This window comes from Paraburkholderia sp. OAS925, assembly GCF_040543975.1.
Taxonomy (GTDB): Bacteria; Pseudomonadota; Gammaproteobacteria; order Burkholderiales; family Burkholderiaceae; genus Paraburkholderia; species Paraburkholderia graminis.
In genome coordinates, this window is record NZ_JBEUNO010000002.1 from 2,838,694 (window position 1) to 2,859,834 (window position 21,141).

Below are 21,141 nucleotides of genomic sequence, written 5' to 3' on the forward strand. Positions count from 1 at the left end.
CAAACCGCTTATACGACGGCGTATTCGAACTCGCCCGCCTCGGTCGCACGCACCGAAATGCGCTCGATGGCCGCGCCGTTGGCAATGCGCTCGAGTACCTGCTGCGCGACTTCGGGCAGCAGCGTGCCGTTCAGAATATGGTCGACATTGCGCGCGCCCGAATCGACTTCGGTGCAGCGCGCGAGCACCGCATCGACCAGCGACTCGTCCCACTCGAACACCGCCTTGTGATTCGATTCGATGCGGCGGCGAATTCTTTCCAGCTTCAACTCGATGATTTCAGCGAGCACGTCGTCGGAAATCGGATAGTACGGCACTACTTTCATGCGGCCGAGAAACGCCGGCTTAAACGCTTTATACAGTTGCGGACGCAAGGTTTCCGCGAGTGCGTCGGCGTCGGGCAACTCGTCGGCACTTTTATTCAGGCAAGCCTGCATGACCGCTTGCGAACCTACATTCGACGTGAGAATGATGAGCGTATTGCGGAAGTCGATCTCGCGGCCTTCGGTGTCGTCCATCGTGCCCTTGTCGAATACCTGGAAGAACATTTCGAGTACATCGGGATGCGCCTTTTCGACTTCATCGAGAAGCACCACCGAATACGGAGTGCGGCGCACCGCTTCCGTGAGTACGCCGCCCTCGCCATAACCGACGTAACCGGGCGGCGAGCCTTTCAGCCCCGAGACGCTATGCGCTTCCTGATACTCGCTCATGTTGATCGTCACCATCTTGCGCTCGCCGCCGTACAACACATCGGCGAGTGCGAGCGCCGTTTCGGTCTTGCCGACACCCGAAGGCCCGACGAACATGAACACACCGCGCGGCTTATTCGGATCTTCGAGATTCGCGCTGGCCGTGCGCACTCGCTGCGCGATGGCTTCAAGCGCATGATCCTGACCGATCACGCGCGCGGCAAGGAGCGGCTGCAGATTCAGCACCGTCTGGATCTCATCCTTCACCATGCGGCCCAGCGGAATGCCCGTCCACGACGCAACGATTTCGGCGACGACGTGTCCGTCCACCTGCAACGGCACCATCGGCTGAGTACCTTGCAATGCATGCAATTCGGCCACGCGCAGCGCGAGCGTTTCGCGCGCTTGCGCCGCTTTCTGCGCCTGCTCCGCGTCCGCACTGCTCACGCGAGCCGCGTCGATGTCCGAACGCAAGCCGACGATCTCGGTCACCAGCGCACGCTCCTTGTCGTAGCGCGCTTCGTCGGCGGCGAGATGCTTCAGATCTTCTTCGCGCAGTTCGCGCAATTGCGCGAGCCGTTCGTCGTGCTGCGCGCCGCTCGCGACCTCGCGTTCGAGTGCGGCGATTTCCGCGTCGATGCGTTCGAGGCGCTTTTTCGTATCGTCGATTGCGGCCGGTGTAGAACTATGCGCGAGCGCCACTTTCGCGCAAGCGGTGTCGAGCACGCTGATCGCCTTGTCGGGCAATTGCCGCCCGCTAATATAGCGATGCGACAGGCGCACCGCTTCCGTGATCGCGTCATCGAGCACGCGCACATTGAAGTGCTTTTCCATTAGCGACGCCATGCCGCGCAACATCGCCGCGGCAAGCGCTTCGCTCGGCTCTTCGATCTTCACGACCTGAAAGCGGCGCGCGAGCGCCGCGTCTTTCTCGAAGTACTTCTTGTACTCGCTCCATGTCGTCGCCGCGATGGTGCGCAATTCGCCACGCGCCAATGCGGGCTTCAGAAGATTGGCCGCATCGTTCTGCCCGGCCTGGCCGCCCGCGCCGATGATCGTGTGCGCTTCGTCGATGAAGAGAATGATCGGATGCGGGCTCTTCTTCACTTCGTCGATCACGTTCTTCAGGCGGTTCTCGAATTCGCCCTTCACACTTGCGCCCGCTTGCAAGAGGCCCATGTCGAGCACATGCAGTGCGACGCCTTTGAGCGGCGCGGGCACGTCGGCGGCGGCAATGCGCAGCGCGAGTCCTTCGACCACGGCCGTCTTGCCGACGCCCGCCTCGCCCGTCATGATCGGATTGTTCTGGCGGCGCCGCATCAGAATGTCGATAGTCTGGCGAATCTCGCCTTCGCGTCCGATCACCGGATCGATCTTGCCTTCACGCGCGCGCTGCGTGAGATTGCTGGTGTACGTATCGAGTGCGGGCGTTTTTGACGGAGCGCCAGGCACTGATTCGGAACCCGCTATATCGCTCGTACTGTGTTCCGTGTTTTGCGCGTCATTAGCGCGCTCGACTTCGCGCGAGCCCGCGGTCAACTCGTCGAAGTTATGCTTCAACTCGGTCACAGGCACATCGCGCAGCAGCGGCGACATGCGTTCCGCGAATTGCGCGAGATCGGGCGCACTCAGCAACGCAAGCAGCAAATGCCCGGAACGGATGCGCCCAATCTGCGAATCGAGCGATGCGATCAACCACGCCTGCTCGAGCAGATCGATCAGATGCTTGGAGAACACCGGCGTGCGCGTATTGCCGTTTTTCAGGCGCTGCAATTCGCGCTCGATGTCCGCGCGCAACGCATGCGGATCGATTCTGCTCGCACGCAGAACGAGCGCAACATCGCTTGCCGACTCGTCCAGCAGCGCAAGCAGCAGATGCTCGAGGTCGACCTCGTAATGACCGCGCGCGAGACAGTTGTTCGCCGCCAGCAACGCTGCTTGCCGGCAGGTCGGATTGAGTTTCGCGATCAGGGTGTTGAGGGACGTGCTCATGTCGTGCGATCCGTTCAGGTTCTATCGTTATGGTCAGTGAATCACATGCAGTTCGTAGCGGGCATCAGCGCGATCGCGGTCGGCATCGCGCGTGCAGAGGAATGCGTCCCAGCCGAGGCGCGCCCCGTTGCTCAGCAGCGCCGGTCCGACCGCCTCGCGGCGCAGTACCAGCGACACTTCGTACTCCAGCGTAATACCGGCAAGCAGCGTCAGCATGCGTTCGAGTGCAACGGCGCGATCCGCCCCCGGCAGAAAGGCTTCGTAATCGGCCTTGCCAAGCGGGCCGATCACGAGCCGCGCCCGCATGTCGCGCTGCCAGACGCGCTCGCCCGCCAGCGCAGTGGCGCCGAGCGTCGCGTTGACGCTGCCCAGCACCGTCAATTGATCGCGCGGTACGTCGTACCACTTGCCGACAAACTGTTCGACGCGCACAGGAACCTTGAAGTAGTCCGACAGCGTGCGTTGTAAATAAGCTGCCGACACCGGTCTGTGCCGCGCGGGCAATGCGTAACCGGCAATCGCTTCGTCGAATAGCGCGCCGTCGCCGCTTTGCAGGCTGCTGCGCGTGTCGTTGTCGGCCACGCCCGCAAGCGCGAGCAGCAACGGCAAATAGCGCTCGTCGCGATCCAGTTCGTAATGAAACGGCAAACGGTACTTCTTCCACGCCGCATAAAAGAGCGCGGTGGCGCGATTTGAAAACACATCGAAGAACTCGCGCGCGGCACGGTCTCGCTTGATCTGCTCTCGCGCGATGATCTGCTCGGTGTAATGCAGCGGCAACGCACCTTGCCCGCCGAGCAAACCGAAAAACGCGGGGGTTATGTCGACTTTATCCAGTGAGCCCGCCTCGAGCGCCGTGGTGCGCTGCGCTTTTTCTTTTAGCGGCAAGCCTTCGTCGTCGTAGGATTGCGCGCCGTGAATTTCGCTCGGCGGAAACGACAGCGATAGCGAATTGCGAAAGGAAATGCGCTGCGCGACGATGTCGCCGGAACGCCCGACTGTAGATGGCGATTGCTGTGCGAACCACTTCTCGAGCAGACGCACCGCCTGAAAAAATTCAAAGCGGTGCGGCTCGTCGAGAAACTGCTCGACTACGCCAGGATCGATTCGCCGCTGCGCGGTTTGCATCGCAAGATCTCCTCGCCCGTGCGCTTCGACACGACGACCAGTTGCACAAAGCTGTTCAGATGCACGTACAGCCCGAAGAATGTGTCGATCACCCGCACGAACGACGCGAGACTCGTGCCGACGAAATGTTCTTCGTCGATCGTCAGGCGAATTTCTATGCCGCGCACGAAAGTGGCGAACGGTTTGCCCGGCAGCCATTGCACGGCTGCGCGCTGCTCGATTCCGACGAGCCCGTCGATATGCCGCGCCGATACTGCCGTGCGCCGCAAATCGTAGAGCACCAGCATTTCCTTCAACGCGGAAAGACCGCTATTCGCGAGCGACACGTGATTCAGCGCGAGATGCGAAATGAGCCGCCAGTGCGCCGCGCGCCCACGTTCGAAACGCACAGTCGGCGTGGGCCGGCGCAGCATCGTAATGTTGCCGGTCAGCGAGCCGCCTTCGAGAAACAGATCGCCGCCTTCCAGACCCACCGCGAGACCGGCGGGCAAATCGCGATTCGTACACGTCAGGTCGAGACTCAGCGTGTCGGTTTGCGGCGCGGCCGGTTCAAAGTCGATATCGACAATGGAGATTTCCGTCTCATAGCCGGGGCTTTTTTGCGCGACCCAATCGTTGCGCCGTGCGAACCAGTAGTGTCCGGCGCGGGCCGCTTCGCCGTGATGCAGCGAATAGAACGGGCGGAATTCAGTCACCGATTCCTGATGCGCCTGTTGCCTGACGAGCTTCACCGAATCGATCGAATAGACTTCGTAAGCGAATGCGCGGCGCGCTTCGGCGATCACCGGATAGGAGATCGCCTGATGATTCACGCGAATGGGTTCGCCGTGCTGTTCGAACAGATTGACCACCGGCGTGCAAAAGAGCCGCAGGTGATGTGCGGACAACGCATCGAGAAGCCGCGCGACATGCGAATCGCTGCGTACTTCCTTGAGCACGACGTGTAGTGTCAGACGCTGGCAGCGGCCTGCCGCACGCGTCATTGCCGCGAGATCGAAGTCGGCGAAATTGAATTTTTCCGGGAACGCAAAGTACTCGGTGAGAAGCCGGTAAGCCGGGTGCGATTTGGCGGGATAGTCGATTAGCGCGTCGTCTTCGTCAAAGCCTGCTTGCGCGAGCGGCGACGTGCGCATTGGCGTCCATGCGCCGCGCCGGTCCGCTTCGACATACGTGGCCATCGCATTGACGAACAGGCAATCCGCGAGCGCCGCAATGAACGACTGCTCGCCGTGCAGATGCGCGCGCAAGGTACTGACTTTCAATGCGGACAGATCGAGTTGCGCAGCGGTCGATTCGAAAGTGATCGACACAATGGCGGTTGCATTGCCGGGCAATACCGTCGCGCTCGGCGCCATGGCCACTGACGTGTACTTTGCCTCCGAAATGCGAACCGGCGCGAGCGTGACGTCGTACGCGGTACGGAAACGGCATTGCACGCCGCGAATGGGCCGCGATTTGAGTTCCGTGCCGCGCTCTATCGTAACGGGCTCGGTCAGATGACTCAGCGCTGCGGACGTGCCCAGTTGCGCGATCGAGCATGAAGGAAATGGCCGCAGATAGTGCGGATACAACACTTCCAGCAGCGCTTCGGTGAACTCGGGGTAATCGTCGTCGAGCTTCTTGTTGATGCGCGCGCCGAGCAATGCGAACGATTCGATCATCCGCTCGACGTGCGGATCTTCGCAATGCTCGCCGGACATCGCCAGACGCGCCGCGATCTTCGGATAGCGCTCCGCGAAATCGCGCGAATAGCGCCGCAGAAATGACAGTTCGCGCTCGTAATACGGCAGCAATTCTTCCATCGATCTATCCCCGAACCCGAACCCTCTACGCCTGAACTAACGCCGCCGTTGCGCGTCGCGGCGGCGCTCAGGCGGTATTGAAGCCAAGCGTATTAAACAAAACAGCGTCTACAGTTTCGCGCGTGCGCGCGTCACCGAGTATTGCAATGTGGACGGCTGCAACATCGCATCGAAACTGACCGGTTCTTCTGCCGGATGAACGACCAGCAACGCCTGAATCGCGAAATAAAGCGCGTTGGTCGATTGTTCGTTCAGTTCGAGTGTGACCGATACCTGCTGCAAGCGCGGCTCATGCCGTGCAATGGCCTGCTGAATCGATTTGCAAATGAACGTGCGGTCATAGTGACTCGCGAGACTCAAACCCGCGAAGTCGTTCAGACCATAGGTCAGCACCGAGCGCTGACATTCGGGCAAGGCCGCGAGTTCATGCTCGGTCAGCGCAATTCGCGTGTTGAGAATCGCCTCGACGTCGCGCGCGACGGTGGCCTTCAGTTCCTCCAACGACAATTGCCGCATCGCCGGTGAAGCCGGCAGATGCGGTTCGTCGTCGAACAGCTTGTCGAGAAAGCTGGGCTCGAAGCGTTTCATCGGCGTCCGAAGAAGCGGTTCATGACAGGCGCACGCCGCGCGCGCCAACCTTTTCAGGCAATGCGCGCCGCGGCGTGCGCCCGTGCATTACACCGCGTACGTCTTGTCGTTCTTCGTCAGGCTCCACGCGCCTTGCGCATTGCCGCCCTGATTGCCGCCGATCTTCTGCTGCGTGTACTTCCACTGCACCGCGGCGTACTTCAGCGAGAACTGCTCGCTCGGCAATCCTTCGCCGACGACGCTCGGCGTCACGCTCGAAATGATCACGTACTTCAGCTTTACTTCCAGGTACTTGATGCGATTGCCTTCGCCGTCCGAACGCATGAAGTCGATGGTGACTTCGTCGAACGTCGTGCCGCCCGATGCGTGCTGATAAATCAGCGGGCTCACCACGTCGATGTCTTTCGTGAACTGCATGTCGGCGTGTTCGCAACGCTCGGACGTATGACCGCCCGCCGTCGAAGCCGTCGCCGAACGCGGTTGCGTGATGGAGTGGCTCCACGAATCGATCTCGATCCAGCCAGCGTGATCTTTATCGGCAGACTCGCCTTTGATCGCCGGATTGCCGAATTTTAAATAGATGTCCTTCATAACTCATCGACTCCCCAAAGAGGTGGTTTTAACAGCTACCCCGGGCGGCCCGCCCGGGTATTCTGACTTCGTTTATGAATTGGCCGGTTTCGGCAGATCGGCGACGAGCCGCAAGGAAATGGACAATTCGTCGAGCTGGAAATGTGGGCGCAGGAACGCCACGGACCGATAAACACCCGGCTTGCCAGGAATCTCCGAGACCTGGATCGATGCTTCACGCAGCGGGAACTGCGCTTTCTGCTCCTGAGTTGCGTTGTCATCCAGCAGCACGTACTGCGAGATCCAGCGGTTCAGGAAAACTTCCACGTTCTGCGCCGATGCAAAACTGCCGATCTTGTCGCGCATCATCGCCTTTAGGTAATGCGCGACGCGCGATACCGAGAAGATGTACTGCAATTGCGCAGAGAGAACCGCATTGGCGTTCGCGCTGTCGGTGCTGTATTTCTTGGGTTTCTGCACCGATTGCGCAGCGAAGAACGCGGCATAGTCGGAGTTCTTGCAATGCACGAGCGGAATAAAACCGAGGTCGCTCAGTTCTTTTTCGCGGCGGTCCGTAATGGCGATTTCGGTCGGGCACTTCAGCGCGATTTCGCCGTCGTCGGTCTTGAACGTGTGCGTCGGCAGATCTTCGACAAGACCGCCGCCTTCCACGCCGCGAATGGCGGCGCACCAGCCGAAGTCGTCGAATGCAGCAGTAAGGCGTGCGGCGAATGCCCATGCCGCGTTACACCACAGGTACTTGCTGTGATCCGTGCCGTCCACGTCCTCGACGAAATTGAAGCCTTCCGCGGTGGCGCCGTCTTTCGGATTGAACGGCAAGCGGCCGAGAAAACGCGGCAGCGTGAGGCCGACGTAGCGCGAGTCTTCCGAGTCGCGGAACGACTTCCATTTTGCGTATTCGACGGTATCGAATACCTTGCCGAGATCGCGCGGCTTGCCGAGATCGGCAAACGTTTCAAGGCCGAGCAATTCAGGCGACGCCGATGCGATAAACGGCGCATGCGCGGCTGCCGCAACATGCGACATCTGCTCGATGAAGTACACGTCTTCCGGCTGACGCGTGACTTCGAAGTCGCCGATGATCGCGCCGAACGGCGAGCCGCCGAACGTGCCGAACTCTTCTTCGTAAATCTTCTTGAAGAGCGCGCTCTGGTCGAACTCAATCGCGGTCTTGAAGTCGCGCACGAGGTCGCGCTTGGGCGCATGCAGCGCCTTGATCTTGACCGTCGAACCGGTGTTGCTCTCCTTGCACAGATAGTCGAGCCCGCGCCACGTGCTTTCCATGCGCTGGAATTCCGGCGCGTGCATCACCGCGCTCAATTGCGCGGAAATGAGCCGGTCGAGTTCGGCAACGCGCGCGTCGATCGTGGCCGACAGATTGTCGGAGACCACCACCGTGCCGTCGAGCACCTCGCGCACGAGTTCGCCGATCAGGTCTTTCGCGCGCGCATGCTCGGAATCGGACTTCGCCACGCGGCTTTTCTCGACGATCTCGTCGAGCAGCGTGGATTCCGTACCGCTTTGCGCGGTAGCGAGTTGGGCTGCCGCCGTTTGCTGGTTCATCTCACACCCCGTGCTTATTCGCCTTGCTTGTCTTGATCCGGCGCGCCGCCGTCCCGGTTCGCCGCATTGCTCTGGTCTTTCGCCAGCGTCTGCAACTGCTGCGTGTTGTTCAATACTTCGGACAGCAGATCTTCGAGCTTGTCGTTGCCGGCCAGCTTGTTGCGCAGATCGGCGAGCTTCGAACGCGCTTCGAGCAGACGCCGCAGCGGGTCGATTTGCGCAACCACTTCGTCCGGACTGAAATCGGCCATCGACTTGAAGCGCAGATCGACTGCGAATTTGCCGCCGGCTTCGCTCAGGCGGTTCTCGACCTGAAACGCCGCGCGCGGCTCGATCGCCTTCATCACGTCGTCGAAATTATCGCGGTCGATACTGACGAACTTGCGATCGCGCAGCTTGGGCTGCTCGACTTCGGACTGCCCCGCCAGATCGGCCACCACGCCGACGACGAACGGCAGCTCCTTGACTTCGATCGCATCGCCGCGCTCCACCTCATAGGTGAGCTGCACGCGGGGCGGCCGCACTTTCTGCAAGCGTTTCTGTATGCTTTCTTTCTTCGCCATCGTCGGCTCCCGAATGCTGATGGTGAGGCGTGAAGATCAGCGCAGCGCGCTGAACGGATCTGACGCGCCGCCGCTTTGCGCGGCCTTGGCGGGCGCTGCGGGCGCCGCAGGTGCGGGAGTGGGAGCGGCAGGAGCAGCCGGCGTGGCGGCAGGGGCCGCGGCGCTGGTGGTTGCTTCCGGCGCTTCCACGGCCTTGCTCTTCGTGACGCGGCGAATCACGCGCTTTTTCTTCTGAGCCTGCTTGTCGTTCGGGTCGGGCGGGAACAGCGTTGCCTCGCCGAGCGTGTCGCGCAACTGCTTGGCGAGCGCCTGCGCGTCCGACTTCGCATCGCCTGCGAGCGACGCGTCCTGACGCAACTCGCCCAGCGATTGCGTGGCGACGCGCAGGCCCGCGACGGCCAGCACGCTCTTTGCCTGACGATCCGTCTGGTCGCGCTGCAACGCTTCTTGCGCGGCGACGATAGCCTGCCCGTAATGACCTTGTGCGAACTGGATCTGCGCAATGCGCGACCACGGTTCTTCGCGCGTCGGATCGGATTTTGAAAGCTGCTGATAAAGCGCGATAGCGCGATCCTGATCGCCGCCTTTCGCCACTGTATCCGCGTCCGCGAGTTGCTTATTAAAAGCCTCCGGTGTGGTTGCCGCGTTGTTGCCCTGTGTCGCGCAACCGGCCATCACGCCGCAAGCCAACACTACCCCAGATAGTTTTACTAACAGACGGTCATTCATCGTTTTTCACCGACGTGCGATTTTTTAATTCAAGGGAGAAACCGGAGTTTTGCTTTGCTTCAAGTGCGCGGGTATAGTACAGGCCAAATTTCGATAATTCAACTTTCATGTGAAGAAGCATTGCACGAAAAAAATACGCATGGATCTTTAAAACCAGGCGAGCAGAAATTGTTTCCTGGCGCAATAGTAGCAGCTCGCGCCTCGGCAAAAATTTCCACTGGCAGACCGAAAGATGCGCTCGGCATGGGCATTACATGCGCGTTGCATCGAGCGGCAGTAGAGCGGCAGTAAACGGCAGAAAGCGGCATTAGTTGCTGAAATCGCGCCGGAATGATTTCGTTATTGATGTTTAGACGGGGGACGGCGGCAGCCGGTCGATGTATATGAATTCGCGTCTTGTTCGCCATGCATCGCTATTGATTACTCACGCCGCCTTATGCGCCCTTCTGGGCGGTTGCGCCGCGGGCGTGACGGTGCTCGGAGCCGCTGCCAACGCGGCTTTGCAGGCAAGCGGCCTCGGTAAGCCGGAACTGCCGGACGCGCAGAAACCGCCGCGCAATGTCGCGCTCACGTTATATGCGGCGCCCAATCTGAATGCCGCGAATGACAAACGGCCTTTGGCGCTGGTCGTGCGTCTTTACGCTTTGAAAGATCCGACTTCATTCCAGCAGGCGCCATTCGACGCATTTACCGATGTCGGCAAGGAAAAGACCACTCTCGGCGGCGATCTGCTCAGCGTGCGCGAAGTGACGCTAATCCCCGGCCAACGTTACGTTGTTACCGAAAAGGTGTCGCGTGAAGCGCAGGCATTGGGTATCGTCGCGCTATTCCGCGATCCGGCCATGCAGCGTTGGAAATTCGCCTTCGACCCGGCGAAGTCGGAGAAATCCGGCATAATGGTCGGCCTGCATAACTGTGCAATGACCGTGACCAACGGCACAGTGATCCCGCCGGAACAGGGATTGCCCGCACAGCCGCTGAATATGCTTTCTTCGGTTAGCTGCGGTTAAAGATGCCGGACCATTGCGATTTAACATTTTCTAGAGAATTAACAATGCAACGCCCGAATCGGGTTATTCCGGGCGCGCCGCACGCTGAACCCATATAACAGGTTTGACATGAGTTATTCCGCAAAAGTGCTCTGGGGAGAAGGCCTGTTTCTGAGGCCGCAGCATTTTCAGCGTCAGGACGCCTATCACGAGGCGCGCCTCTTCGAGTCGATCCAGGCCATCCAGCCGTACAACTGGGGCGTGCGCTCCGCGCGCTTCGATCGCGACGCGCTCGGCAGCAACGTGCTGCGCGTGAGCGAACTGTCGCTGGTGTTTCCCGACGGCGCGCTCTACTCCGCGCCGCAAGCGGACGACCTGCCGCCGCCCATCGCGCTCGACACGTTGCCCGACGGCATCAACGAATTCACGTTCTATCTCGCGCTGCATCCGCTGCGCGAGACAGGCGCCAACTATTCGCAGGACAGCAGCGCGGGCTTCGTCGCGCGGTACGTGAGCGAGCAGACGCCCGTCGCCGATCATTTCACCGACGCCGCCGAAGCCGACATTACGTTCCTCAAGACGAGCGTCAAGTTGATCGCTCATAGCGAGCCGCGCGATCAGTTGTTGTCGGTGCCGCTCGTGCGCGTGCGCCGCACGGCGACGTCGGGCTTCGAGATCGACGACAGCTTCGTGCCGCCGTGTCTCGCCATCGACGCGTCGCCGGTTCTGCATCAGCGGCTGCGCCAATTGATCGACGCGTTGCAGGCGAAGGTCAACGCGCTCTATGGTTTTCACCGCGAGCCGACCAAGAACATCATCGAGTTCCGTTCGGGCGACATCGCGTCGTTCTGGCTGCTGCACACGGCGAGCGCGGCGTTCGCTTCGCTTGCGCATCTGTATCAGCATTCGGCGCTGCATCCCGAGCGGCTCTTTCAGGAACTGCTGCGCCTCGCCGGCCAGTTGATGACGTTCTCGAAGGGCTATGCGCTATCCGATCTGCCGGCCTATCGTCACGACGATCCGGGCCCCGGCTTCGCGCGGCTCGACACGATCCTGCGCGATCTGCTCGAAACGGTGATCTCCACGCGCTACTTCGCGATCGCGCTCGAAGAAGTGCGTCCGTCGTTTCATGCGGGCCGGCTCGATTCCGGCAAGATCGACGACAAGACGATGTTCTACATTGCCGTGTCCGCCGACATGCCGACGGCCGAGCTCGTCGAAGCGGTGCCCGCACGCTTCAAGGTCGGCGCTCCCGACGACGTCGACAAGCTCGTGCTCTCGGCCATGCCGGGCGTGCGGCTCGTCTACACGCCGCAAGTGCCGCCCGCCATTCCCGTGCGACCCGGCGCGTGCTACTTCTCGTTCGAGCCGCGCGGCGGACTGTACGAACGCATGCTGCAGGCGCAATCGGCAATGATCTATGCGCCGTCGGGCATCAACGATCTTCAACTTGAACTGATCGCGGTCACATCATGAGCTACGCGCCTTCACTCTTCGGCGGCAGCACGCCTGCCGCGACGCCCGCACCGGCGGCCGAGCCGAGCTATCAGGTCCGCTCGCTGCTCGACCTGCTGTACGACGGCTTCTTCATGCTGTTTCTTTTGAAGAACGGCCGCGAGCCGGGCGACGCGCATGAGTTCAGTCAGCGTATCCAGCAGTTTCTCGGCGACTTTGAGCGTGGCGCGAAGAAGCTGAACGCATCGGCGGAAGATGTGTACGCATCGAAGTTTGCGTTCTGTGCGGCGATCGACGAGTCGGTGCTGTCGTCCAGCTTCAGCATCCGCACCGAATGGGAACGGCGGCCGCTGCAACTGGTGCTGTTCGGCGAGCAGCTCGCGGGCGAGAAGTTCTTCCAGTATCTCGAGGAATGCCGGGCGCAAGGCGCGGCGCGGCTGCAATCGCTGGAAGTGTTCCATATGTGCCTGCTGCTCGGTTTCCAGGGCAAGTATCTGCTCGAAGGACCGGAGAAGCTCGCGTATCTGACCGCGCGCATCGGCGATGAAATCGCGCATATGAAGGGCAAGCGCGCACCGTTCGCGCCGCATTGGCCGCTGCCCGATCAGGTCGCGCATCGTCTGAAGCGTGAAGTGCCGTTGTGGTCGATCGGCGCGGTTTTCGCGCTGGTTGGGTTGCTTGCGTATCTCGGCTTGAATACCTATCTGCGTGATCAGACGTTGCGCACGTTGGCGCCGTATTCGCAGGTGGTCAAGCTCGGGCCGCAATCGGCCACGCTGACGATTTCGCTGCCGTAACCCGGCAACGCGATAACGCGACGCGTCGCTGGACAAAAAAATGGCCTGCATCGCGCAGGCCATTTTTCATTGCGCTCAAGAAGCCGGCAATGACAATTGCCGGCCGCTCGCATGCGCTTAACTTACTGCGACTCCTCCGCCCAAACAGCATTCTCACGCGCCATCAGCGCCGTCGACGCAGCCGGCCCGAACGTGCCCGCCGTATAGTTGCGCGGCCGCTCGCCGGACTTCGCCCATCCTTCGAGAATCGGCTCGGCCCAGGCCCACGCGGCTTCGAGTTCGTCGCGGCGCATGAAGTGCGTGAGGCGTCCGCGAATTACGTCGATCAGCAAACGCTCGTAGGCTTCCGCGCGGCGCTCGCTGAACGCCTGCTGCAAATCGAGGTTCAGATTCACCGGCAGCATATGCATGCCGCTGCCCGGTTCCTTCGCGAGCACCTGAAGCTGGATCGACTCTTCCGGCTGCAACTGGATCACGAGACGGTTGCCGTAGTTGCGCCCGCCGCTCGGAATGATGGAGAACGGCAAGTCGGAGAATTCGATGACGATCTCCGACACCTTCTTCTGCATGCGTTTGCCGGTGCGCAGGAAAAACGGCACGTTGGCCCAGCGCCAGTTGTTGATATGCGCGCGCAACGCGACGAAGGTCTCGGCGCGGCTGCCGGCCGGCACATTCTCTTCCTGGAGGTAGCCCTTCACCGCCTCGCCGTCGACCGCGCCGGCCGTGTACTGGCCGCGCACGGTATCACGGGCGATGTCCTCTGGCGTCATGGGCCGCAGCGAACGCAGCACCTTGAGCTTTTCGTCGCGGACCGCATCGGGATCGAGCGACACGGGCGGCTCCATTGCAACGATGCACAGCAGTTGCAGCAGGTGGTTCTGCACCATGTCGCGCAGCGCGCCGGTCTTGTCGTAGAAGCCGGCGCGGCTGCCCACGCCGACCGTTTCCGCGACCGTGATCTGCACGCGCTTGATGTACGGCGCCTGCCACAGCGGCCCGAAAATCGGATTGCCGAAGCGCAGCACCATCAGGTTCTGCACCGTTTCCTTGCCGAGATAATGGTCGATCCGGTAGATCTGCGCTTCGTTGAAATGCTTGCCGACCGCGGTGTTGATCTCCTGCGCGGACGCGAGATCGTGACCGAGCGGCTTTTCGAGCACGACACGCGACTGGTCGTCCACGAGTTCCGCCGCCGAGAGGTTCTCGCAAATGTTCATGAACAGATCCGGCGACGTCGCCAGATAAAAGACGCGGCGCACGCCGTCGCGCGACGCTTCCCTCAGGCGCAGATAGTCGTCGGCCGAATCGACGTCCATGCGCACGTATTCGAACAGCGCGAGGAATTTGTCCCACGCGGCGGCATCGAACGCTTTCTTTTCGATGAAGGGCTTGGCCTTCTGCTCCATGAACTCGGCGATGTATTCCTCGCGCGACCAGGGTTTGCGCCCGATCGTGAGAATGCGCGTCTCGGGCGGCAAATTGCAATGCAGATGCGCCATGTACAGCGCGGGCAGCAGCTTGCGAAACGACAGGTCGCCGGTGCCGCCGAAGATGATCATGTCGAGCGGAAGCTCGGGAGTCGCAGAAGCGTGTTGAGTCGTCATAGCGCGGTCGCAGCGTGGTGAGAAGGAAGGCGTCGTCGGATGCCGAAGAACCAGCGACAACCGCTGGCCCTGGGCAAAGGCGGAAGAAGCCGATGCTGGGCCTGACGGCACCCATCGGCACGTTTTTCCGGCAAACGCCTATGGTGCAACGTTTTGCGATTGTTTGCACGGCAACATGCGCCGCACGTTGGCGCAATATGCCAACGCGGGCGGCAAGGCGCTGTTTTTAAGGTGTTTTTCTGGCGCGAGCCTCTCGCTGTCGCTCGCTTATCCGCGCGACCAAGCCTCGCGCGCGACGCGGCAGGCCGCCAGATCCCACGCCGCACAGCCGACGCTTTTGAAAACGATCGGTGTTTGGGCAGGCGCCGGAGCAGACGTGTCCAGCACCGAAGCAATGCCGCGCACGCTGGCCCAATCCACGCCGGCCTGGATGAAATCGCCGGCCTCGTGTTTCGCGCCCGCCTCGTCGTCGACGAAAAGCGCGCTGCCCGCAATGGTGCGCGCGCCGATTTCCACCATCTCGGGCGTGAACGCGCCGACGCCGATCACGAGCCGCCCCGCGCGCGCCGCCTCGTCGTAAACCGGCTGACGGCTCGTGGTCAGCGCAATCACCGTGTCGATCGATTCCGGCAGCGCTGCGTCGGGCTGCGCAAGCGGCTGCAACTCCGACACCTTGCCGCGATGCGCGGCGCAAAACGCCTCGGCGCGCGCCGGCGCACTGCCCTTCACCCAGACGCGCGCCTCGGGATAGAGCTCGCCGATCGCTTGCAGATGATTGAGCGCCTGCGTGCCCGTGCCGATCAGCAGAAACTCGCGCGGCCTGGCCGCGGCAAAGGTGCCGACACCGAGCATCGACATGGCCGCCGTGCGGCGGCCGGTCACCGTCGGGCCGTCGAGGATGAAAAGCGTCTCGCCGGTGTCGGCGTCGAATGCCATCACCTGGCCGTGGATGGTCGGCAAGCCGCGCGGCCCGTTGCGCGGGCACACGTTGACCAGCTTGTGGATCGCGAGGTCCGGCGCGGTCGCGGGCATCGACAGCAGAACGCCGCCTTCGTTGAGCGGCACGACGAGGCGCTCGGGACTCGCTATGCGCCGCTGCGCGTAGTCGATGCTGGCGCGCTTTAACGCGTCGACGAGCGCGGCATACGGTGTGAGCCGCGCGGTCGCGTCGGCGTCGAAGATCTGCGTGGTCGGACGGGTCATGGGCGAGGTAGGTGGTCGCAGTCGGAATAACCGATTCTACGACGCGGGACAGCGTCGGCAGCGCATCACGGCATGCCGCGCCGATGCGCGACGCGCTTCCCCGCGCGTTGCGCACGCTGTTTCGCTCAAAGCGGATTTATTGCGCCGCGGTCGACTTCCCGTCGCTGTCGCCGGACTTCTTGCCGCCTTTGAACATCGCGCGGCAAGGCGGGCTCAGTTCGTCGACGTGTTGCTTCATGCAGGCCGTGATCTTCGCCTTGTTCGGAATCTCGGACGCGCAAAAGTGCATGGCGTCGCCGCGGCAGGCCTTGGCCTGCTCATCGTGGGCGGCGGCATGCGCCGCGCCGACGGTGCTGAGTGCGACAAGGCTCGCGGCGAGCAGGGCGTGAGTTTTCTTCATGTCGGGTCCTGTATCGCAGATGTCGATACGGACGGTCGAGCAGAAAACGGGCCTGATCGGCAGCGGCTTGCCGCCGCTCAGCGCCCCGGCCAACTAAGCGTCATCCCGCGTCCGGCGTAGAACCGCGTCATCGTCGCGAACGGCAGATAGACGTTCGCCTGCTGCGGCCCGATGCCCGAAGGATTGTGAAACCACACGCCGCCGGCATCGCGTCCGTGCAGCAAAACGAGGTGCCCGCCCTGGCGCTGGTTCGGCTCGTCGGGATAGCGGATCTCCGGGCTCACCGACACGATGGCGAGCGTGCGCGCATCGAGACGCGCGGCGATTTCCTCCATGGACGCCTGCGGCAACACGTCGACGCGTACGCCGAACGCCTCCTGCACCCATGCCGCAAACGGGCGATAGATCAGGCCGTCGACGCCGCCGTCATCCCGCATGCGATACACGCCGTGCCGCAACGCTTCGTCGAGCAGCGCGGCGCGCGGCGCGTGTTCGATACGCCAATAGTCGAGCGCGGATTCGAGGCACGTCAGCCCGCAAAGGCGTTTCGCCCAGAAACGGTAGCGCTGCGGGTCCGTGAAGCCGCTCGTCTGCCAGCCGGGATCGTCGCAAGGATCGGCTGCCCGCTCGACGATAGCGCGCACCCAGTCGGGGCTGCCCCACTGGGTGTAGTACGGAACTTCGGCGTGACGCAAAGTCGGTTCGTTCATGCTGACGTGATCGGAAGAATGCGGGCGGAGAAAATCGGCAGGCGCGCTCATAGCATGCTGCGAGGCCGCTGCATCGTGCCGTCGAAGAAACGCTGCAAACGGAACGCGGACAGATCGAGCGACGGCTGCCCGCTGTCGTTGATCTCCGCGAGCAGTTTGCCGACGATCGGGCCCATCGCGAAACCGTGCCCGCAAAAGCCGGTGGCAATGGTCAGACCGCTGACTTGCGGGGGCGCGTCGATGACCGGAATGCCGTCGGGCAGTACGTCGATCAGGCCGGCCCACGATTCGACGACCTGCGCGTCCTTCAACGCGGGAAAGAGCGCGCGCAGCTTCGCCAGCGCGCGCGGCGCGTGGCTCGTGTTCGGCTGCGGATGCGGATCGCGCGGATGCAGCACGCGCTCGCCAGGCGGCACGGCGCCCGGCAGTCGCTCACGCAAGTCGCGCAGACACGCGCCGTTCAGATGAAAGCTGAACTTCTCGCGCTGACTCCAGAGCTCCGGCACAAACCATTTGAGCGCACGGAAATGCCCGAGCGTCATGTCGACGTCGACCCGCATGTCGTCGGCGAGATTGATCGCCCCGTTCGCGCGCTGCCGCACGCCGAGCCCGTGGCCCCAGAAAGTCGACGCGCTCACATGCGGCAACGGATTCGTGCGCATGCAGGTGCCGCGCACCGCCTGCTGCGGCAGTTCGAGGCCCAGCGTCTTCAGCAGACGCCAACTGCTCGCGCCCGCGGCGCAAATGAAACGCGGCGTGCGGACCGTCCCGCGCTCGGTCACCACGCCTGCAATCGCACCGGCCGCGAGTTCCACGCCCAGTACGCCGCAGCCTTCGAAAAAAAGCGCGCCGGCTTGCGCGGCCCGCACCGCGAAAGCGGCGGCGGCGCGGCGCGGCTCGGCCTGGCCGTCGCTCGGCGTGTAGAGGCCGCCGAGCGCCGGGCCTTGCATGCCGGTCACCACCGCGTCGATCTGCTTGCGATCGAGCGTGCGCGTGTCGAGCCCGTGCTGCCGCGCCACGTCCATCCATTGCTGGAACGAGGTCCAGTCGTCCTCGTCGGTGGCGACATAGAGGCAACCGCCCTGACGCCACTCCAGATCGAAATCCAGTTCGCGCTCGAGGCTGGTCCACAGCGGAATGCTCGCCATCATCAGCGGAACTTCCGCCGATTCGCGGCCCTGCTGGCGCACGAAACCCCACGCTCGCGACGACTGCTGACCGGCAATGCGCGACTTGTCGAGCACGACCACCGACAGCCCGCGCCGCGTCAGATAGTAGGCCGCCGCGCAACCCATGATGCCGGCGCCGGCGATCACCACGTCGGCGTGGTGCGGAAACGGTTGGTCGGCGGAGGTGAAGCCGGCGTGCAGCGGATAGGTTGTCGTCATCGGGCAAGGAGGTTTTAAGCGCGGACATCATCTTCGCAGGACAGGCGGTTGCCTGCAACGCCGACCTGCGCAAAGCGCTGGAAAGCCCGTCCGCATTGGGTTTGGCGGACGGACGACGGAGCGGGAAAATTATCTGCCAGACGAATAAATGGCAAATATCCGTCTGGCAGATATTTTGCACGCATATTCGTCTCGCGAATATTTGCCAAATATCCGCGAGACGAATAAAATGCATTTATTCGCCAAACGGATATTTGACATGCTGCATCTCATTGCCACCCCGAATCAGATCGCCCAGTTGCTTGCCGCGAGCAGACGGCAGGCAGGTCTCACTCAGGCGGAAGCCGCCGCGCGGGTCGGCGTGAGCCAAAGCCGCATTTCCACCTGGGAAACCGACGCCGCCGCGCTGACCGTGGCTCAACTGCTCGCGCTATGCGGCGCCTACGGGCTGCAGTTACAAATGCGCGACAAGAACAAGCCGGAGTTTGAACCGGCGCCTCTGATCGAGTGGTGAGCATGACCCGCCCTACACATTCGCGCGCACTTTCCGTTTGGGCAAACGGCGAGCGCGTCGGCGTCTGGCGGATTCCGGCGCGTGGTCCAATGGAATTTTCCTACGACACAGCGTGGATCGCCTCGCCTGCCGGCAGGCCGTTGTCGCTCTCGCTGCCTTTCGCGCCCGGCAACCTGGCGCACAAAGGGCCGCGCGTCCTCAATTACTTCGACAACCTGCTGCCCGACAGCGAGGTCATCAGAAAGCGCATCGCGCAGCGCTATCAGACCGAGACGCTCGACGCCTTCGATCTGCTGCAAGCCATCGGCCGCGATTGCGTGGGCGCGGTGCAGTTGCTGCCCGAAGACGACGTGCCGGAGCACGTCGACCGGATCGAAGGTACGCCGCTCTCGGAGGCCGAAATCGAGACCATGCTGACGCGCACGGTGAGCACGCCCACGCTCGGCGCGGCGGACCAAAGCGACGACGATTTCCGCATCTCACTCGCCGGCGCGCAGGAAAAAACCGCGCTGCTGTGGCACGAAGGACAATGGAAACGGCCGCACGGCGCGACGCCCACCACGCATATTTTCAAGCTGCCGCTCGGACTCGTCGGCAACAAGCTGGCCGATCTCAGCACCTCGGTCGAGAACGAATGGCTGTGCCTGCGCATCCTGCGCGCCTACGGTTTGCCGGTCGCGAACACGGAAGTCGTGACGTTCGGCAAACAGCGCGTGCTGAGCGTCGAGCGCTTCGACCGGCAACTGCATTCGAGCGGGCAATGGCTGTTGCGCCTGCCGCAAGAGGATTTTTGCCAGGTGTACGGCGTGCCGTCGCATCGCAAGTATGAGAATGAAGGCGGTCCCGGCGTGCTCGACCTCGCGCGCGTTTTGCAGCAATCGGTCGCGGCCGCGCAGGACATCGAAACGCTGCTCGCCAGCCAGATTCTCTTCTGGATGCTCGCCGCGCCGGACGGCCACGCGAAGAACTTCAGCATTCGCCTGCTTGCGGGCGGCCAATACCGGCTGACGCCGCTTTACGACGTCATGTCGATCTGGCCCGTCGAAGGCAGCGGGCCGAACCAGTGGTCGTGGTTCAAGGCGCGCCTTGCGATGGGCATGTGGTCGCGCAGCAAGCACGACGCGTTTCGCGACGTGCAGCGGCGCCACTTCAACACGATGGCGCTCAAATGCTCGTACGGCGCGAGCGCCGAACCGCTGATCGAGCGCCTCATCGAACGGACGCCGAACGTGATCGACCAGGTCTCGGCGGATTTGCCGGAACGGTTCCCGGCCAGGGTTGCCGAGCGGATCTTCAAAGGACTGAGGAACTCGGCGGCCAAACTCGCCAAGATGCCGGTGAACTGACGCCGTTCGCAAGAGCCCTGGGTGGATATGGCCCGGTTTCATCGGTAAAATGGGATTATGCAAAGCGCATAACACAAAAAGCCGACCGCGATGTTTTTTGCGGTACATTTGCTGTCCCCCGCGTAGCTGCGTCGCGCCGTGTCCATGATGCATGGCCGCGTTACGCCTGCCGTATCGCCCACCACAGCCCTTTAAGACGGCGGATTCTCACGCAGTATGACCAACGAAACACACTCACCTGACTCCATCGCAGTCGCCGAGCGCGTGCGCGAGTTGATGAGCCGGCACGGAATCGGCAAGCGACAGCAAACCACAGAACTTTGCCGCATCCTCGATCTGAGCTTTTCGCAAGGGCACCGCAAGCTGCGCGGCAATAGCCCGTGGACGCTGTCGCAAATCAAGAAGGTCGCCGAGGTGTACGGCGAGCCCGCCGCGCAGCTGTTCGGCGCGCAGTCGCTCGACCCCGGCATGGTCGGCGCGATCGCGCAGGAAGCCGTGTTCTGCATCGGCGCGATCGAATTGCCGTGCACCGCCTGGGTGGGCGCGGCGCTGGAACCCGGCAGCCGCCCGGACTTCGTCGCCTACTCGAAGCTCGGCCAGTGGCGCGTCGCGCGGCACGACGGCGCGCTGTATCAAAGCGCGTACGAAGTCCACAAGATCGAGATCTATCCGCGCCGCGCCGAGACCGACAAGCCGACCATCGCCGTGGTCGACGACGATCACGCGAGCGCCGACAATCTGCGCGATTACCTCGAGCGCAGCGGCTTTGCCGCGGTGGCAATCTACGGACTCGCGGCCTTTGCCGAGCAACTGCAAACGCAGGTGTTCGACGGCATCGTGATCGACTGGCTGTTCGGCTCGCAAACCTCGGCGGCCGCGATTCGCGCGGTGCGGGCGTCGGAAAATCCTGACGCGCCGATCTTCGTTCTGACAGGCGAATTGCTGACCGGCAAGGCGAGCGAGTCGGAGATCAGCCAGGTGATCCGTAATTACGACGTCGCCTGCTATGAAAAGCCCGCGCGGATGGCGATTCTCGTCGCCGATCTGTCGAAACGGCTGAATCGGCCCTGAGGCAGTAGTCCTGCGC

19 protein-coding genes are annotated in these 21,141 nt (G+C 62.4%); 6 read left to right on the plus strand and 13 right to left on the minus strand.

Annotation, left to right across the window (positions count from 1 at the left end):
* Positions 1-8 precede the first annotated feature (8 nt).
* From tssH to ABIE53_RS31445, 8 genes are all read right to left on the minus strand, one after another.
* Positions 9-2,684 (minus strand): type VI secretion system ATPase TssH, encoded by a 2,676-nt coding sequence (gene tssH, locus ABIE53_RS31410; RefSeq protein WP_192700290.1) that lies wholly within the window; start codon positions 2,682-2,684, stop codon positions 9-11.
* Between the two features lie 33 nt (positions 2,685-2,717).
* Positions 2,718-3,812: a type VI secretion system baseplate subunit TssG gene (gene tssG, locus ABIE53_RS31415; protein ID WP_006052920.1), complete on the minus strand. Its 1,095-nt coding sequence runs from the start codon at positions 3,810-3,812 to the stop codon at positions 2,718-2,720.
* On the minus strand, positions 3,776-5,614 hold the full coding sequence (gene tssF, locus ABIE53_RS31420; RefSeq protein ID WP_192700291.1) for a type VI secretion system baseplate subunit TssF: 1,839 nt from the start codon (positions 5,612-5,614) through the stop codon (positions 3,776-3,778). Before tssF ends, tssG begins: the two co-directional genes overlap by 37 nt.
* Positions 5,615-5,722: 108 nt before the next feature.
* On the minus strand, positions 5,723-6,202 hold the full coding sequence (gene tssE, locus ABIE53_RS31425; RefSeq protein WP_006052922.1) for a type VI secretion system baseplate subunit TssE: 480 nt from the start codon (positions 6,200-6,202) through the stop codon (positions 5,723-5,725).
* 87 nt (positions 6,203-6,289) lie between these two features.
* Positions 6,290-6,793 (minus strand): Hcp family type VI secretion system effector, encoded by a 504-nt coding sequence (locus ABIE53_RS31430; RefSeq protein WP_006052923.1) that lies wholly within the window; start codon positions 6,791-6,793, stop codon positions 6,290-6,292.
* 72 nt (positions 6,794-6,865) lie between these two features.
* A complete protein-coding gene (gene tssC / locus ABIE53_RS31435) occupies positions 6,866-8,356 on the minus strand; it encodes a type VI secretion system contractile sheath large subunit (protein WP_006052924.1) in 1,491 nt (496 codons plus the stop codon).
* Positions 8,357-8,370: 14 nt separating this feature from the next.
* Positions 8,371-8,919, minus strand: coding sequence for a type VI secretion system contractile sheath small subunit (tssB, locus tag ABIE53_RS31440; RefSeq protein WP_006052925.1), 549 nt, complete (start codon positions 8,917-8,919; stop codon positions 8,371-8,373).
* A gap of 36 nt (positions 8,920-8,955) precedes the next feature.
* The gene (locus ABIE53_RS31445) at positions 8,956-9,648 is read right to left on the minus strand and encodes a tetratricopeptide repeat protein (RefSeq protein WP_006052926.1); all 693 of its coding nucleotides are present in this window, start codon (positions 9,646-9,648) and stop codon (positions 8,956-8,958) included.
* A gap of 383 nt (positions 9,649-10,031) precedes the next feature.
* Here ABIE53_RS31445 and tssJ point away from each other — a divergent pair, with 383 nt between their 5' ends.
* From tssJ to icmH, 3 genes are all read left to right on the plus strand, one after another.
* Complete coding sequence (tssJ, locus tag ABIE53_RS31450; RefSeq protein ID WP_029968704.1) at positions 10,032-10,658, plus strand: type VI secretion system lipoprotein TssJ; 627 nt, start codon at positions 10,032-10,034, stop codon at positions 10,656-10,658.
* A gap of 108 nt (positions 10,659-10,766) precedes the next feature.
* Positions 10,767-12,113, plus strand: a complete 1,347-nt coding sequence (gene tssK / locus ABIE53_RS31455) for a type VI secretion system baseplate subunit TssK (RefSeq protein WP_029968702.1) — start codon at positions 10,767-10,769, stop codon at positions 12,111-12,113.
* Entirely contained in the window at positions 12,110-12,889 is a 780-nt protein-coding gene (icmH, locus tag ABIE53_RS31460) for a type IVB secretion system protein IcmH/DotU (RefSeq protein ID WP_029968700.1), read from the plus strand. Before tssK ends, icmH begins: the two co-directional genes overlap by 4 nt.
* Before the next feature lie 122 nt (positions 12,890-13,011).
* On the opposite strand, the gene zwf is transcribed toward icmH, so the two are convergent.
* From zwf to ABIE53_RS31485, 5 genes are all read right to left on the minus strand, one after another.
* Complete coding sequence (gene zwf, locus ABIE53_RS31465; RefSeq protein WP_029968698.1) at positions 13,012-14,493, minus strand: glucose-6-phosphate dehydrogenase; 1,482 nt, start codon at positions 14,491-14,493, stop codon at positions 13,012-13,014.
* Between the two features lie 267 nt (positions 14,494-14,760).
* The gene (gene lhpI / locus ABIE53_RS31470; RefSeq protein WP_192700292.1) at positions 14,761-15,696 is read right to left on the minus strand and encodes a bifunctional Delta(1)-pyrroline-2-carboxylate/Delta(1)-piperideine-2-carboxylate reductase; all 936 of its coding nucleotides are present in this window, start codon (positions 15,694-15,696) and stop codon (positions 14,761-14,763) included.
* 136 nt (positions 15,697-15,832) lie between these two features.
* Positions 15,833-16,096 carry a hypothetical protein gene (locus ABIE53_RS31475; RefSeq protein ID WP_192700293.1) on the minus strand — a complete coding sequence of 88 codons (264 nt, stop codon included), beginning with the start codon at positions 16,094-16,096 and terminating at the stop codon, positions 15,833-15,835.
* Between the two features lie 77 nt (positions 16,097-16,173).
* Positions 16,174-16,806 carry a cysteine peptidase family C39 domain-containing protein gene (locus ABIE53_RS31480; protein WP_192700294.1) on the minus strand — a complete coding sequence of 211 codons (633 nt, stop codon included), beginning with the start codon at positions 16,804-16,806 and terminating at the stop codon, positions 16,174-16,176.
* A gap of 47 nt (positions 16,807-16,853) precedes the next feature.
* The gene (locus ABIE53_RS31485; protein ID WP_192700295.1) at positions 16,854-18,194 is read right to left on the minus strand and encodes an NAD(P)/FAD-dependent oxidoreductase; all 1,341 of its coding nucleotides are present in this window, start codon (positions 18,192-18,194) and stop codon (positions 16,854-16,856) included.
* Positions 18,195-18,453: 259 nt separating this feature from the next.
* Here ABIE53_RS31485 and ABIE53_RS31490 point away from each other — a divergent pair, with 259 nt between their 5' ends.
* The 3 genes from ABIE53_RS31490 (at position 18,454) to ABIE53_RS31500 (ending at position 21,125) form a co-directional block, all read left to right on the plus strand.
* A complete protein-coding gene (locus ABIE53_RS31490; protein WP_029968691.1) occupies positions 18,454-18,708 on the plus strand; it encodes a helix-turn-helix domain-containing protein in 255 nt (84 codons plus the stop codon).
* A 2-nt stretch (positions 18,709-18,710) separates the two neighbouring features.
* A complete protein-coding gene (locus ABIE53_RS31495; RefSeq protein WP_192700296.1) occupies positions 18,711-20,054 on the plus strand; it encodes a type II toxin-antitoxin system HipA family toxin in 1,344 nt (447 codons plus the stop codon).
* A 216-nt stretch (positions 20,055-20,270) separates the two neighbouring features.
* Positions 20,271-21,125 (plus strand): helix-turn-helix domain-containing protein, encoded by an 855-nt coding sequence (locus tag ABIE53_RS31500; protein ID WP_006053220.1) that lies wholly within the window; start codon positions 20,271-20,273, stop codon positions 21,123-21,125.
* Positions 21,126-21,141: the final 16 nt, after the last annotated feature.